Genomic DNA, 16,280 nt, shown 5'->3' with positions numbered 1-16,280 from the left:
CACAAGTACAATAACGCGCAACCATAAAGAATTTGCCGGGAACGCAAGAAAAGGCGCTATTTGCTACGGAAATTGTAAAATTGAGGCAAAAACACTATTTTCAGCCCATAAATAAAAACAGCCCCCGCCTTAACCCCTGATCAATTGGCCATATGTTATTCAATTCCTTAGGCTTTGCACTGTTTTTGCCTGTTGTTTTTTTCTTGTACTGGTTTGTTACCAGTAAAAACCTGAAGGCTCAAAATTTACTGCTGCTGGCCGCAAGTTATTTTTTCTATTCCTGCTGGGATTACCGCTTCCTTTTCCTTTTGGTTTTTTCAACCTTTTTGGATTTTTATACCGGGCAACGCATTTACCGCGCCGAAAATCCGCGCAGCAAAAAGTTTTGGCTTTGGCTTAGCGTTGGCGTAAACCTTGGCCTGCTGGGGGTATTTAAGTACTACAACTTTTTTGTGGATAGCCTAACCGGGGCACTGGCTTCGGCAGGGGTGGGGGTATCGTTCAATACGCTGGATGTAATATTGCCGGTAGGTATTTCTTTTTACACTTTCCACGGCCTGTCGTACGTATTCGATATACATAATGGGCGCAGTAAGCCTACCGATAACTTCGTTGATTATTCGGTATTCGTAAGCTTTTTCCCGCTGCTGGTAGCAGGGCCAATAGAACGCGCCACGCACCTGTTGCCGCAGATAGAAAAACCGCGCAAATTTAACTACCCGCAAGCCGTTAATGGTATGCGCCAAATATTGTGGGGTTATTTTAAGAAAGTGGCCATTGCCGATAACTGCGCCGAATACGCCAATATGATATTTAACAACCACACCCATTACCCGGGTAGTGTATTGGTTTTGGGTGCAGTATTATTCAGTATACAGATCTATTGCGATTTTTCGGGCTACTCCGATATTGCCTTGGGTGTAGCCCGCCTCTTCGGTATCGAGCTATTGCGCAACTTTGCCTTCCCGTTCTTCTCACGCGATATTGCCGAGTTTTGGCGTAGGTGGCATATCTCACTATCCTCGTGGTTTAAAGATTACCTGTACATACCGCTCGGCGGTAGTAAAGTAAGCACCGCTAAACGTGTTCGCAACACCATCATCATATTTGTAACCAGCGGCCTATGGCATGGTGCGGCCTGGACTTACGTAGTATGGGGCGCACTGAATGCCTTGTACATCATTCCTTCGGTATTGATGAAAAGCAACCGTAGCAACCTCGATATTGTTGCCCAGGGTAAGCTGTTCCCAACATTTCGCGAAGTAGTAGCCATGGTAATTACGTTTGCGCTTACCACGCTTGCGCTGGCGGTATTCCGGTCGGCAGATATACCACATGCCATTAGCTTTATTGGCGGCATATTCAACAAATCTATCCTTACTGTGCCAAGTGGCGCCATGCTGATGGGGGGCTCGGTAAATATAGCGGCCTTGCTTATCATCGTATTAATTTTTATGGTAATGGAGTGGCTGGGCCGCGAAAACCGCTTTGCTAACGAAACCACGGGCGATAATTGGCCGAGGCCTTTTCGCTGGGCTTTTTACTTTGTTATAGCCATTTCAACCCTTTATTTAACCGGCATTCCGCAACAGTTTGTTTACTTTCAGTTTTAAAGCATGAAAAAGTTCCTCCTTTACATCGTGGTGTTTTCTGCATTAACACTGCTTTTTGTATTCATTTTAAACCGCAATTATTTCCCGGCAAAAGCCAAAGGTAACGATGGTTATGTGGGTGCCATTGTAGATAAGCACGCCTATGCCGATAAAACCAAATCGCCCCGCATCATTTTCTGCGGAGGCTCGTCAACGGCTTTCGGTGTAGATAGTAAAATGGTAGAGCAAAGAACAGGTTTGCCAACCGTTAATATGGGGCTAAACGGCAGCCTGGGGCTGGAGTTTATACTAAACCAGGCTCGCTATATCGCCCGCCCATCGGATATCATCATCCTATCGGTTGAGTACAATTTATCTACCGAGGGGAGTTATAAATTTAAAAAAGAAGCTGCCCGCCTTTACCCGCCGGCCGCAAACTTTTTTAGCCGTACCATTAGCCAGCAGCTGAACGATTTTTTCATCTTCGACTTTCAGCACAACTTTAAAACTACCTACACCAACCTAACCGGCGGCAAACTGCCGGAGTTTCCGAAAAACGTAGTTTACTCCCGCAGTTCGTTCAACGAGAATGGCGACATAGTGCGCAATTTCGACCCGCACCCTTCGCACGATTTCCTGGAGAAGTTTGAACTGCCGCACATCCCGAATGCAGACATCGACCCAATGAACAGCTTTAAGGCCTTTGCCGATGAGCATAACATAAAAGTTTACTTTGTTTACCCGCCGCTTGACGATAAGGCCTACGAGGCTAAAAAGCGCGTGGTGGGCATTATACAGCGCGAATACGAAGATGGCTTGCGCATACCCATGCTTGACAACGCTGCAGATGCTATATTGCCCGACAGCCTTTTTTACGACACCGAGTACCACTTAACCATGGCCGGCAAAAAAGTACGCACCGAGCGGTTATTGGAATTATTTAAGAAAAAAGGTGTGGTAGCGGTGAAGTAAGGTTCCCTCGCGCCGCTATTTAACTCACCCCGAATGCGCTCCGCTGTTCGACCCTCTCTACTTCGTAAAGAGGGTGAACTTCAATTTTGTTTCTTTAACCCTCTTTCCGCTTGCGGAGAGAGGGTCGGGCAGTCCCGTAAGCTTACGGGAAACCCGGGGTGAGTCAACTCGCCGTAAAGCTTCGAAGGACTTTCCCACTTACCCCAAGCCAATAAAATTCAATAATTATAGCGCTGTAATATTTTTTTATTGAAATTAGCAGCCTCAATTATTGCAGCCGAAATGACCACCGAACTACGTAATTATATCAGCAGCTATGCCAGCTTTAGCCCGGCGCAGTTAGATGATATTGTGGGGCGGTTTCAGGAACTTACCCTCAGCAAAAACGAATTTTTATTAGAACAGGGCACCGTTTGCAATGATGTGGTATTTGTGCAAAAGGGTTGCCTTCGCCTGTATTATTTAGATGATGATGTGGAGATATCGGTTTGGTTCGCTTTTCCCAATTCGTCGGCCATTGATATTTATAGCTTTATCAGCAATAAGCCTTCCAACTATTTTTTACAGGCAATAGAGGAGAGCACTATTTGGTACCTGCCCAAAGAGCAACTGGAGCAGTTGTATACCGAGATACCCACCATGCAGGAGATGATGCGCAAGTTTTGGGAAGATGCGGTACTAAACCTTATCGACCGCTTTACCGCCCTACAGCGCGATTCGGCCGAGAAACGCTACCTCGACCTGATGGCCAAGCCTGCCTACCTGCAAAAAATTCCGCAGAAGTACCTGGCATCTTTTATTGGGGTTACGCCGACATCGTTGAGCAGGATACGTAAGGGGATACGCTAAGCAGCGTTGCTCTGCCTGTACTTGCGCGCGAAGTAAATTGCAGAGAAAGCGGTAAGCAACAAGCCTAAAGCAGAAAGCCAAATAACACTGTTGGAAAAGAACGCCACCCAGTTAAGTTTTATCTTGAATATTTCTTTTGATAAGGTTACCCCAACGCTGCCCACATAACCGAAGGAATCGGCGAGGTATATCAGGAAGCCAACGTTGCCTGCATATTTAAAGGTGGCTATCAGCCGTTCGAAGAATACCGCATTAAAGGGTATATAAACCATGTAAAGCCCGAGCCCAACGGCGGTCATCCACCAAAAAGGAGGGAGGCTGCCCTTAGCGAATAGCACCGTAGATGTACTCGCTATTACAAAGCCAATGGCAATAAAAACGTGCGCGGTTATAAGCGCTTTATAGCTATTGCTGATGAGCACCATACTGCCTATCAGCACCAAAATAATTAGCGTAATAGGTGTTTCGGTTTGGGTGAAAATAGCTGGCTGGCCAACAAAGCCCATCTCTTTCCACATTTCGGCACCAAAGTTATCGCGTATATCGCGGAAGATAGTGGCGAAGGTATAAATGAGGATACACGCGGTCAGGCCCGGCAAAAAAGCTCTGATGAAAGCCTGCCGCTGCGCTTTGCTCATTGGGCTGCGTTCGTGGCGTTCGGCTATGTCAGCGGCATCGGGTGCGGGAATCTTTTCCATCAAAAATACGAACAGCAACAAAGGTCCCGCAAATAATAGTCCTGTAAAAAACGGTACCCAAAATTCGGTAACGCCAAACCGCAGCATAAGCCAGCCGCCTGCCGAGCGCACAAAGCCGGAAGCAAAAATGAAGCTAACGGCCAGCGTTGCGCCTATGAAATCGGTACTGCGGCGGCCCTCTATGTAAGAGAATACTACGCCCCAAAGCATCCCCAAGGGGAAGCCGTTAACGAACAGGAAAATGATATTATAGGGTACGGGCACCAGCGCAAAGCAAAGCCAACTGAGCCAGGCAATACCTGTAAGCAGCAATATGGTTTGCCTGCGGCCATGGCGTTTTAGTTCGGCCACGTACTTTACGCCGTAGAATTTTGCCAACATATAACCCAGCACCTGGCTTATCACCAGCAGGGTTTTGTAGCTGTACCCCCACACCTGCAAACCATCAAACGTAGCCACCGTGAACGATTTGCGGAAACCGAATATCATGGTGTAAGCTAAAAACACTACCACGGCTGCATACAGGCTGGTTTGAATGTTTTTTCGGGAGGGCGAGTCGGGCATAAAAAGTATTTGATGGTAAGATAGCAATTTTGCCCGATAGCAGGATACTACCTTTAATATGCCATATCGTAACATGTTTAAAACACATGGGCGTAATGGGCAGATAAAGTTTTATATTGCCTCTTCAAAATATAAAACATGTTACGCTCCTCCGCCGCGATCTTATTCTCCGTTTTATCACTGGCATCTGTAAAATATTTTACCGCAGATGCACCAATAAAAGCCGATTCCACCAAAAGTATCTACCCGAAACTACCCGCCACTAAATGGCCCGATGGCTTAACGGTTACGCCCTTTACCGGGCCAGACCTGACGCCAAGCCCTGCATGTTTGGCCACTGCGCCAACAGGCGAAGTATATGTGGGGGTTGATATGATGGGCTCGTTGGGTAAAGCGCCCGGCAAAGGGCGAATATTACGTTTGGTAGATGCTGATAATGATGGTAAAGTAGATAGCCATACCGAATTTGCCAAAGTGGATAACCCGCGTGGTATTTTTGTTTTGGGCGATAAGGTTTACGTGTTGCATACCATCTTCTCTGCCGAAACGCAAAAAGCTACCGGCATGGATCTGGTGGTGTTCGAAGATAAAAACCATGACGGCGTTGCCGATGGTCCATCCAAACCTGTAGTAGAACACCTGAGTAACCCCAATATGCTGGCCGAGCGTGGTACCGACCACGCTACCAATGGCATACGCATGGGTATAGATGGCTGGATATATATTGCCGTGGGCGATTTTGGTTTCCACGATGCTATTGACCGCTCGGGCAAAAAACTTACCATGTTGGGTGGCGGTATCGTCCGCGTTAGGCCCGATGGTACCGAACTGGAGATATTTTCGCACGGCACCCGTAATATTTACGACGTAGCGATAGACCCATACATGAATGTTTTCACCCGCGATAATACCAACGATGGCGGTGGCTGGAACATTCGTTTCTCGCACCACCTGCAATCGGGCGAGTTGGGATATCCTGTATTATTTCAGCATTTTACCGATGAAATATTGCCTGCACTGGTTGATGTAGGCGGCGGTTCGGGTACCGGCTCGTTGTTTATGGATGAACCCACCTGGCCTGAGAAATATAATAAAGTACCTATGATGGCCGACTGGGGCCGCAACGAATTGTATATCCATCGCGTTACCCCAAATGGCGCCAGCTTCATCCAAAAACAGGAAGATTTTATAGACCTGCCGCAGATAACCGACTTAGATGTAGATGGCTCGGGCAGACTGTACCTTTCGGCATGGGATGGTGCAGGTTACGAAGGCAGCCCCTCAAAAGGTTATGTGGTACGCGCAGTGCCAAACGGCTGGTCGTACAAAGCCTTCCCGGATCTGAAAGCTGCTTCTGTTAAAGACCTGGCTGCATTATTAGGCTCGGCCAGCGCCGTTACCCGCTTTTATGCCTCGCAGGAATTGCTTTCGCGCCCTGCGGAAGAGGCTTCTGCTGCGGCACTGGCGGTTGTTAAAGATGCTTCGTTAGCCTTGGCATCACGTGTTGCCGGTGTATTTACTTATGCACAAATAGCCGGTGCCAATGGATTGCCTGCGTTGGTACAATTGGCTGCTGATAAGGATATGAAAGAGTTTGCCCTGAAGGCACTAACCGACAGAAAAGGTAATTTGGCAAATGTTCCTACCGAGTTATTTACAGCTTCGCTAAAAGATGCAAACCCGCGTGTACAGTCGGCAGCTATTGTTGGCCTGGGCAGGCTGGGTAGGGCAGAAGCGGCTTCTGCATTGCTGGAAATACCTGTTCCCGCATCTTTCGTTGCCCCGGCTAAAGGCACCGAAGGGCCACATGCTACGCCAAACAAGGATATTGTACTGCCGCATTTGGCCGTACGTTCGCTGGTAAGCGTGAATGCGGTTTCGGCCTGTGTAAATGCTATCGGCACAAAAAACTCAACCTTGGCATTATGGGCATTGCGCTATATGCACAGCCCGGTTGCGGTTGATGGTTTGATAGCCGCTTACAAAACGGCGAAAACTCCTAAACTGAAAGAGCAAATATTAGTTACCCTTGGCCGCCTTTACAAAACAGAGGCCCCTTATGATGGCAGCTGGTGGTGGAGCACCCGGCCCGATTCGCATGGCCCATATTACAAGGCCATCACCTGGGAGGGTTCTGCTAAAATAAAAACATTCCTTTCGGGCCTGCAAAGCAAAGCAACCCCGGCCGGCAAGCAGTTTTTTGCCGACCTGAACGCGCGCGACCAAATGGAGATTAAGGCTTTTGGTGGCGAGGAAAAATTGGTTGTTGCCAAAGAGGCCAAGATAGACCTGGATAAAATCCGCAACAAAAAAGGGCAGATAGGCAAATCGTCTATCGAAGATATTATGCTTGCCCTTAACAAACTAAAAGGCGACCCTATAAAGGGGAAAGCACTATTCGCGCAGCAGGGTTGTATAGCCTGCCATACCATCAAAAAAGGCGATAAACCTAAGGGGCCTTTTATGGGGCAAATAGGCTCTATCATGACCAAACAGCAAATAGCCGAATCGATACTGAAACCGAGCGCCTCTATTTCGCAGGGTTTTGCTACGGTTACCATTACGGCAAAAGGCAACAAAACCTATATGGGCTTTATAACCGACCAATCGGCACAGCAGATAGTAATGCGCGATATTACAGGTACGGTTTATACCGTAAAGACATCTGATATCATCTCGCGTAAAGAAATGAAAACATCTATGATGCCGCCGGGCCTGGCCAACGCACTGTCGTATGATGAGTTTGCATCGTTGGTGACTTTCTTGTCGATGCAGAAGTAAAGCGGCTATGGCAAACCTCAGCTCAAATGCGTGTGTTAATTGTGGTGCAGGCCTGCAGCGCTTAAATTCAGATACATTAGAGTGTAAATACTGCGGCAGTACTTTTTTTATTGAGAGAGAGATTGAAAGTACTGCTGTTAAAACTTCTGTTCCCGCTAAGCCGGCTGTATCAAAGTATACAGGAACCCCCGACCCGACATGGACCGAACGGGATGCCAGAAAACAGCTTATTATTTTAACATCTATGGTTGCGGTGGCTTTAGCGGCTTTAATATTTTCGATAGTGTTCAACATAATATATTAATTATATTAAACTCATTGCCCGAAACGCTATCTTACGCTGAATTTGCATCGTTGGTGACTTTCTTATCGATGCAGAAGTAAATACAATGGCCAAGATAAAACCTAACACCTGTACCAACTGCGGCGCAACACTTATTATTGAAAGCCCTGTGAAAAGCCGCTGTGATTATTGCGGTAGCGTATACAACTACGACGATGCCGAGGAAAGGCAGGAGAAAGAGGCCGCATATAACGTGCGCATTAAGCTTTCGGATAGCGGGCCCCAAACCAGCTTTGGGCAGGGTTTTGCCGAGCCACCTAAAAAGGGATTTGGCTGCCTCAAAGCAATTTTAGTCTTTATAGCCGTTATAGCAGCGTTTTTTATATACCTCATCTATTTTTATATTCCGCGGAACGTAACTAACGAACCAAAGGTAGAAGAACCACCTAAAAAGATGACTGCCGTAGACAGCGCGCGGGCCGAACGCAGATATGGTGAGCTTTATTTTTTAGAGATAGAGGAGAAAGCACTGAAGTTGCTTGAACCCATACCGCTGGATAGCGCTTTATTCAAAAAGCTATATCAAAACGCAGATCGCTCTAAAGATGAAATAACACAAGAGATATCGATATATGATAAAGCGACGTATAATTCTTCCCGACCTAATAAAATTTGGTTAGGGATGGGGCGGGTTTCTGTTACCAGCAGGTTATACTTTAATTTAGAGGTTACATCAAAAACTAACCTGTATGTAGAGAAAGCGGTGTTTAATGTAGATGGCGAAGAAATTGTATATAAGGAGCGGTTTTTCTCTCACTCCAACACCAACGGAACAGTTACTGAATCGAACACTGAAGATGTAGCTTATAAACCGGAATATATAGACCTGTTGGTGGAAATTGTTACAGCAGAAAAGGCGAGTGTTAAATATGAGGGGGATAAGGGTGAAAAGATAGTAGAAATAACACCGGCAGAAAAAGCTGGGCTGAAAAGGCAATTGCAGATTTTTAAAGGCTTTTTGTTGAAATATCCTAAACGTTAACAGGCTAAGTATTCGTGTAAATCATTCCCCTGTCAAATGCCTCAAATAAGCATCAGGGTTATTCAGGAAAGATTTGGTGAGGTAATAGTGCTCAGTATCCTCGTAGGTGGTTCGGCGCACGCCGTTATCATCAAACTGGTAAATGGTAGCACCGGGATAGCAAATAAGCATAGGCGAATGTGTGGCAATGATGAATTGCGCACGGCCGCTGCGGTCGAGATTGTGGATGACGGACATGAATGCCAATATACGTGCCGGGGAAAGGGCAGCTTCGGGCTCGTCGAGGATATAAACACCCGATTCGAATTGATTGTTGAATAAGGAAAGGAACGACTCGCCATGCGATTGTTCGTTCAGCGAGCGACCACCGTAAGCATTCAAAATGCGCGAATCTTCCTGCGCCAGCTCATCAATGTACGATGCAAAATTGAAAAAGCTTTCTGCACGCATAAAAAAGCCTTCGTTAATGCGTTTGGGTGTCCAGCCTAATTGTATAAATCGCGCCAGCGGGGTTTCGTAACCATTGAACCGGTAACCCGTATTCATGTTGTGGTTGCGGTTGCCGCCACGCAGGCTAAAACCGCATTGCTCGGCAATGGCTTCCAGCAGGGTTGATTTACCTGAACCGTTCTCGCCTACGAAGAAAGTAACGTTGGTAGTAAGGTTCAGCTGCAAACCATCGCGCAGGCTGGGGATGTTTTGCAGGTAACCATATTGCAATGGCGGCAGAGATATACGGGAGAGGTAGGGCATGGTGCTATAATCCAAACATACGCATTGCACTTTATTTTAACGTTAAACTTAAAAGGTTTTAACAGGCTTGCTTTACATTTGTGCTTTACCATTTGCTTTGAAAAAACTTTCTCAAACCCTGGCTATAGCGATAGTTTCGTTTGCATACCAAACAAGCATCGCACAAATAAAACCCTACACGGTTGCCAATGCACATTCGCATAACGATTATAAGAACAACATACCATTCCTTCGCGCTTACGAAAAGGGATTCGGCTCTATAGAGGCGGATGTGTACGCGGTTAACGGACGCTTGATGGTGGCGCATAGCAAGGATGAGATCAACGAGAAGCGCTCGCTGAAAGCCCTGTACCTGGAACCCCTTGCCGAAAAATTGCAGCGCGACCCGCAGCGTAAACTTCGCCTGCTTATCGAGATAAAAGAGAACCACAAAGCCGTGTTGCCGCTGGTTATAGAAGAGCTTAAGCCATTCGCGCAGTATATTTCGTCGCCGGCCAAACCGAACAGGTTATCCATAGTAATGACGGGCGCCGTACCGCCCGCCGCCGAAATGCCCGATTACCCGGACTGGATAACCTTCGATGTTGACCACCTAAACGGCTTTACCCCGCAGCAATGGCAGAAGATAGGCTTGGTGAGTTTTCCGCTTGGCAGGTACGTGCGCTGGAATGGCAAGGGTGTTTTAAACAAGGAAGAGAAGAAACGCGTTAAGGGAGCCATTGATAGCGTACATGCTGCCGGTAAAATGATAAGGTTTTGGGAAAGCCCCGATACCAAAAGCAGTTGGCTGGCGCTGATGCGTTTAGGGGTGGATGTAATTGGCACGGATGATATTGAAGGCCTCGGTGATTTCCTGAACGCCAAAGCCAAAAGCGAATACCTTGCGCCGACCGCATATCCCGTTTACAAGCCAACTTTCAAAGCCGACGGCAGCATCAAAAAGGTAAAAAATATCATCCTTTGCATTGGCGACGGCATGGGCTTGGCTCAACTGTATGCTACCTATACCGCCAACCGCGGGCAACTAAATATCTTCCAGATGAAGAACACGGGCTTTTCGGTAACCAACGCAGCCGATGCTTACATTACAGATTCGGCTGCCGGCGCTACAGCATTCGCCACCGGGCAAAAAACTAACGACAGGGCAGTAGGGGTTGATGCTGCCGATAAAACATTATCCTCATTAGCAGTATATGCGCATGCCGCCGGTAAGAAAACGGCAGACATTGCCATCTGCGAACTCACCGATGCAACACCCGCCGCCTTTTATGCCCACCGAAGCGAACGCAGCGATAATGCAGGCATAGCAGCAGACATACTTAAATCGGATATCGACATCTTCTTTGGCTCTGCTTACGGTCATTTCACTACTAAAGTTGATGGCGTACCCGTGTTGGATAAAATGAAGCAGCGGGGCTATACGGTTATCCGCAATTTTGATGAGTTTTTAAAAACGCCCGCAAAGAAAGTATTAGCTCTGATGGATGACAGCGTAACCCGGCCAAAAATAGAAGGCAGAGGCGATGTGCTTACACAGGCATTTAAGAAAGTAACTACCGCATTTAAAAACCACCCTAAGGGCTTCTTCATGATGGCCGAAGGCTCGCAAATAGATTATGGCGGCCATGCCAATAACCTTGCGCAGGTAATAACCGAAAATGCCGATTTCGACCGCATGGTAGGCGAAGCCCTCCGCTTTGCAGATGCCGATGGCGAAACCCTGGTAATAGTAACCGCCGACCACGAAACCGGCGGCCTGACCCTGCTGGATGGTGATATCAAAAACGGATACGTACTGGGCAACTTCAGCACCAACGACCATACCGGCACGCCCGTACCTGTATTTGCCTACGGTCCGCACTCCGGCGATTTTAGGGGTGTTTTTAGTAATACAAAGATATTCAAGAAGATATTGAGGTTGATGAAGTAGAGGGGCTAAGCGATTCTTTCGCAGGTTATGGTGGGCAATACAACTACCAGTTCTCGCTTACGGTCTTCTCCGCGCCAATGAACAACAAAATTTACCTTGGCGCTTTTGGCTCTATAACCTAAGGCTGCTTTCGTTTTTAGCATTTCAGAAAACTCTGTAGAAAACATTAAGACAGGGCGCCCTGTGCCGGTTAAGCATTCGTCGCCATCAACGATTAAGGCATCGCCGGCCATTAAGCCATTTATATAGGATTGCGTATTGGCAAAATGATCTAACCAAACGTCTTTGTGGCCCGCATTTATCAATAGTTCGGCAGGTAATTCATTTTGTTGTATGTTAATAAATCGCTCCATGCCGTCGGTGTGCGTGTTATCGAACTGTGTACCATTAGTATGGATATGCAGATTCTGTTTGGCGCGTGTAATGGCCACGTATACCTGGCGCTTTATATCATCGGTAGTGTCGCGCAGCCCTTCCAGCATTAAAAAAACGTTGTCGTATTCTTTACCCTTTGCCTTGTGTATGGTAGAAACAAATATAGTCTCGCCCCTTTGCGCGTAAAAGTCTTCCGGTCCCGATTCGCGAATGAACATCTCCAGGTCCGACGTGTATTTTTGTTTATTATTAGTTGCCTCAAAGTTTTTTAGGAGTTCGAGGCAAAGAGCCAGGTTGCCGCTGTTTTTGAACTTATCGGCCAGCATTTTCTTTGCATTGGCCCATGCTTCATCATCTATCGTTACCGGGCTGCTCTTATTTACTGCCTCGTTTAAAAAGTAACGCATTTCGGCAAGATCATATAAACTAAAGCCTTCTTTACTTTGGATCAGCCTGGCGGTTATTCCATGTTTAAGCAGTAGTCCTGTTATTTGCGCAGCTTCCTCATTAGTTTTGGTAAGCACGCAGGTTGTGCCTGCCAACGAGGAATTACGTATTTCGTTCACTACCGGGGTAACCAAATTGCCGTAACGGTGCTGCGTGATCAATATCTTCCCGTTGGTAGGGCTTACAGGTACTATAGGGGTGTTTTTTAAACGACGGCTTATGCCTGCCGCATATTTATTGGCAAGATCTACAAGGTTACTACGGCTTCGGTAGTTCTCTACAAGTTCGAATATTTTAGCATCTTCCAAATGAGCAAGCTGCTGGAGGTATCTTGAATCGGCTTTACGGAACTCAAAAATATTTTGGTCGTCATCACCAACGGCAATTACCCGCATATCTTCATTTTCAGCTATTAGGATACGCACCAGTTCATACTCATCGGCGTTCATATCCTGCGCCTCATCTATCACCAATACGGTTTTGGTTATCTTGTTTTTCTCAACCTCGCCGCTTGTTATTTTGGCAATGGTGTTCTTCAGGATATCCTCAGACCGCTCCAGGCTACCAACTTTACCCAACAGGTCGAAACAGTAGGAGTGGAACGTTTTGATCTCCATAAAATGAGCTGCATTACCTACCAGCTTCAAAAGCCGTTTTTTAAACTCGGTTACGGCTGCCCTCGAGAAGGCCAACATCAGCAATTGCTCGTGCTTTACATCCTCCATGTACCACAACGAGGCAAGTTTATGTACCAATAACCTTGTTTTACCGCTACCCGGCCCGGCGGCTACTACCATGTATTTAGAGGTGTCGTCGTTTACAATGGCCAACTGCGCAGGCGACAATTCGCCAAAAAGCTGCTTGAACTTTTCGGGAGTCATGTTGAGGTTTATCTCTTTTTGGCGGCTGCCCTTAAAGTATTTACCCAGGAAGGATGAGTAATTAAGTTGGAAATAGTCCTCAACAAATTGTAGGGCGTCGCGGTAATTCTCGATCATCTTTTTGGCATACTCGCCTACAATGTGTATCTGTTGCCTGCGATTTTGATAGAACTGTTCAAGCTTTTGATAGTCTTCAGCACGATACCTGCGCTTGTTATCAAGTTCCAGCCGTTCAACGGTTAGCTTATTGTAAACCACCAAAAAGCCTCCCTCGATCTTAATGGCTTCTATCCTCGATAAATAAAACAAAGTATCCTCAACATCGGCGATAGTGATGCTTTGTTGAAACATGTTGATGCGTTGCTCGTACGCGTACTTTAATTCGTGCACCGAAAATTCTACCAATATCTCCGGCTTGTCGTTATCAGCAGATGTCGACTGTTCTACTTTTTTATATAAATACTCTACAATAAACCTGGCCAGTTCGTGCCGGGCTGTTATTTTCTCGTTTAACAGATCAGGGGTTAACTGGCTATGGATATAGATCTGGTTTTTTGAAACCTCTGATACCTTTCGCTTTACCCAATTTTTAATTGCCCAAAAGTTGATGGTGGTTTTTATTTTATTGGGCGTAACATCCGCACATCCGCTGTTTTCTATGTGCTCGTTAAGTTCTTTTAATTGCAGGTTGGTTGGTGTTTCGCTAACAGTTCGTGCCAAACATTTTTCGATCTTGTTGAACGTTTCTACTATGGCGAGCGATCGGTTTTTGTTCTCGCCTCGTTTTATAAAGGCGGTAAGGTCTTGGTTGTCGGCAAGTATGTTCTCTTCGCGCAGCAAGTTGATGATGTTGATAACATCTTCTTTTACAATGCCCAAATGGTCACTAATGTAGTCTACTCTCGATTCACCCGCTTCATCGGTCAGCTGTTTACGGCCTTTGCTCGAAAATAGTTTTTTAATGATCCTGATAGCTTTTTCCTTCTGCTTATCTACAAACCGGTCAGACCTCATTATCTTCTCAACGGCCTCATTGGCACTTTTTGCCAATATGCTATTGGCAAATATCCTGGGCGAATTTTGGCCGCGTTTTAAATAGCCCGCGTCTTCCAATGCGGCAATAGCAGTAGTTACGCGGGTCTCTATTTCGGCAACGTTATCATCCCAGCCGGCTATGCGGGCAATTTCCAGCGCGGAGTTGGATACCGTGGATCTAAACCTGGTCAACTCTTTTATTGCCTTCCAAACTTGCTGTATTTCTTTAATAGATAGCTTGGTTTGGTTCAGCATAATAAAATGTTTGTCCAGATCATCGTTATGGAACAATACATAACAATCTGCATTGATATTTTCGTCGCGCCCGGCGCGCCCCGCTTCCTGTACATAATTCTCCAAAGAATCAGAAATGTCGTAATGGATCACCACGCCCACATCTTTCTTATCAACGCCCATCCCAAAGGCTGATGTGGCAACCATTACATCAACCTCGCCTGCCAGGAAAGCGTTCTGATTAGTGGTTTTGGCTTGCGGATCCATTTTGCCATGGAAAGCCTTCGCATTTATACCATCCTCCTTCAATCTTTTGGCAAGCATTTCTGCCCGTTTGGTGCGCGATACATAAACTATGGTGGGGCATTCTTTGTCGGTGATAATATTCCTTACCGTTTGATATTTGGCTTCCTCATCACCTTTAGGCAATACCCTATACTGTAGGTTTTTGCGCGCTGCGCCCGTAGTGAACCGTTCAAGCTGAAGCCCAAGCTTCTGTTCAAAGTAGTCACAAATATCTTCGATCACTTTTTGCTTGGCGGTGGCCGTAAAGCAAGAGACCGGGATAGGCTCGGGTTGGCTTTTTGCCATTTGCAATTGTTTAATAAAATCGCCTATGTAGAGATAATCTACCCTGAATGCCTGCCCCCAGGCCGAGAAACAATGCGCTTCATCTATTACAAAACGTGCAATGGTGCGCCCCTTTAATAGCTTCTCTATGGATCTTGACCGTAGAGACTCGGGCGAGATGTATAGCATGTTAGCCGAGCCATCTTCCACACGTTCGAATGATTTTGCTCTTTCAATGGGATCTAAAAGCCCGTTTATAGTAACCGCAGTGGTAATTTGGTTTTTCTCCAGGTTATCTACCTGGTCTTTCATTAACGATTGTAGAGGGGATATAACAACGGTTAAGGCGTTGGTATTTTCTCCCGCCATCAACGCAGGTACCTGGAAGGTAATGGATTTACCGCCACCTGTAGGGAATACAGCCAAGAAAGATTTGTTATTTACTGCTGCTTCAGCCGCTTTTTGCTGCAGCGGCTCGCCATCGTAAAGGCGGAATGAATTGTAGTTGAAGAATTTTTTCAACCCGAAATGTACGTTCCAGCCCATGTTGCAGTATTCGCAGCCTGTAATACATGGCTTGCTGCGTAAAAGATGTAGCACATTTTCAACGTACGGATAGTTACTTAAAACCCAGCCCGGTATAACATTACCGCGTGGGTTGGCATAAATAAGCGACAGGGCATAGGCGAACTCCACCGGATGGTTGGCTACTAACGAGTGGAGGTTGGCATTGAAGCAAATTTCATCTGCAAAAACTTCCCTGATTAAAGCCGGGAGGTTCGTAAAAAAAGCTTCGTAGTTGAGGTAATTAAAAAACCCGTTAAAGTGTTCGTCGTATTGTAGTAACAGGGAAAAGATCTGTTTCATCCTGTCGTCAAGCCTGTTAAAAGCCGCTACCTCATCATAAAATAACTCTTTAGCTTTAATGGAATCATTCAACGGATTGTTAACGTCGTCGTAATTCAGCTTCTCGTCCTTTATTAGCGCATGGTAGGGTTTTGATGGAAAGAGCAGAGGGGATAGGTACAGGGTATCGATATAGTTGCCCGGTGCGATACCGGCTTGGGCGAGCAAGCTGCCAATGTACTTTATATCGTGATCGATGATATTGTGCCCGCAAATAAATTCTGACCCGCGTATGAATTCTGAAAACGCAGTCGGTGAACGATCATGGAATGGCGCGCCATCTTCCTTTATACCTCCCATATCGAGCACCGCTTTGGTGTTCGGGTTGGTTTCAATATCTATAAAGGTGATGGTTTTCAAATCAGATC

Annotated in this window: 10 protein-coding genes; 7 read left to right on the top strand and 3 right to left on the bottom strand. The window is 46.4% G+C overall.

The window, feature by feature from the left end; genetic code table 11:
- Positions 1-152 precede the first annotated feature (152 nt).
- From BC343_RS12995 to BC343_RS12985, 3 genes are all read left to right on the top strand, one after another.
- The gene (locus tag BC343_RS12995) at positions 153-1,613 is read left to right on the top strand and encodes an MBOAT family O-acyltransferase (RefSeq protein ID WP_078348223.1); all 1,461 of its coding nucleotides are present in this window, start codon (positions 153-155) and stop codon (positions 1,611-1,613) included.
- 3 nt (positions 1,614-1,616) lie between these two features.
- Positions 1,617-2,564, top strand: coding sequence for a hypothetical protein (locus BC343_RS12990; protein WP_078348222.1), 948 nt, complete (start codon positions 1,617-1,619; stop codon positions 2,562-2,564).
- 282 nt (positions 2,565-2,846) lie between these two features.
- A complete protein-coding gene (locus BC343_RS12985) occupies positions 2,847-3,413 on the top strand; it encodes a Crp/Fnr family transcriptional regulator (RefSeq protein ID WP_078348221.1) in 567 nt (188 codons plus the stop codon).
- Here BC343_RS12985 and BC343_RS12980 read toward each other — a convergent pair.
- Positions 3,410-4,675: a DUF5690 family protein gene (locus tag BC343_RS12980; RefSeq protein WP_078348220.1), complete on the bottom strand. Its 1,266-nt coding sequence runs from the start codon at positions 4,673-4,675 to the stop codon at positions 3,410-3,412. The two genes, BC343_RS12985 and BC343_RS12980, sit on opposite strands and share 4 nt — an antisense overlap.
- A 138-nt stretch (positions 4,676-4,813) precedes the next feature.
- On the opposite strand from BC343_RS12980, the gene BC343_RS12975 reads away from it, so the two are divergent.
- From BC343_RS12975 to BC343_RS12970, 3 genes are all read left to right on the top strand, one after another.
- Positions 4,814-7,456 (top strand): DUF7133 domain-containing protein, encoded by a 2,643-nt coding sequence (locus tag BC343_RS12975; protein WP_078348219.1) that lies wholly within the window; start codon positions 4,814-4,816, stop codon positions 7,454-7,456.
- Positions 7,457-7,463: 7 nt separating this feature from the next.
- Positions 7,464-7,760, top strand: a complete 297-nt coding sequence (locus BC343_RS30755) for a hypothetical protein (protein ID WP_143822169.1) — start codon at positions 7,464-7,466, stop codon at positions 7,758-7,760.
- Positions 7,761-7,845: 85 nt separating this feature from the next.
- Positions 7,846-8,781: a hypothetical protein gene (locus tag BC343_RS12970; RefSeq protein ID WP_078348218.1), complete on the top strand. Its 936-nt coding sequence runs from the start codon at positions 7,846-7,848 to the stop codon at positions 8,779-8,781.
- A gap of 21 nt (positions 8,782-8,802) precedes the next feature.
- Here BC343_RS12970 and BC343_RS12965 read toward each other — a convergent pair whose 3' ends face one another.
- The gene (locus BC343_RS12965; RefSeq protein ID WP_078348613.1) at positions 8,803-9,534 is read right to left on the bottom strand and encodes an AAA family ATPase; all 732 of its coding nucleotides are present in this window, start codon (positions 9,532-9,534) and stop codon (positions 8,803-8,805) included.
- A gap of 97 nt (positions 9,535-9,631) precedes the next feature.
- Here BC343_RS12965 and BC343_RS12960 point away from each other — a divergent pair, with 97 nt between their 5' ends.
- Entirely contained in the window at positions 9,632-11,464 is a 1,833-nt protein-coding gene (locus tag BC343_RS12960; protein WP_078348217.1) for an alkaline phosphatase, read from the top strand.
- A gap of 5 nt (positions 11,465-11,469) precedes the next feature.
- On the opposite strand, the gene BC343_RS12955 is transcribed toward BC343_RS12960, so the two are convergent.
- The gene (locus tag BC343_RS12955; protein WP_078348216.1) at positions 11,470-16,272 is read right to left on the bottom strand and encodes a RecQ family ATP-dependent DNA helicase; all 4,803 of its coding nucleotides are present in this window, start codon (positions 16,270-16,272) and stop codon (positions 11,470-11,472) included.
- Positions 16,273-16,280 lie beyond the last annotated feature (8 nt).

This window comes from Mucilaginibacter pedocola (assembly GCF_002013915.1).
Taxonomy (GTDB): Bacteria; Bacteroidota; Bacteroidia; order Sphingobacteriales; family Sphingobacteriaceae; genus Mucilaginibacter; species Mucilaginibacter pedocola.
This window is presented reverse-complemented; position numbering and strand designations above follow the sequence as displayed.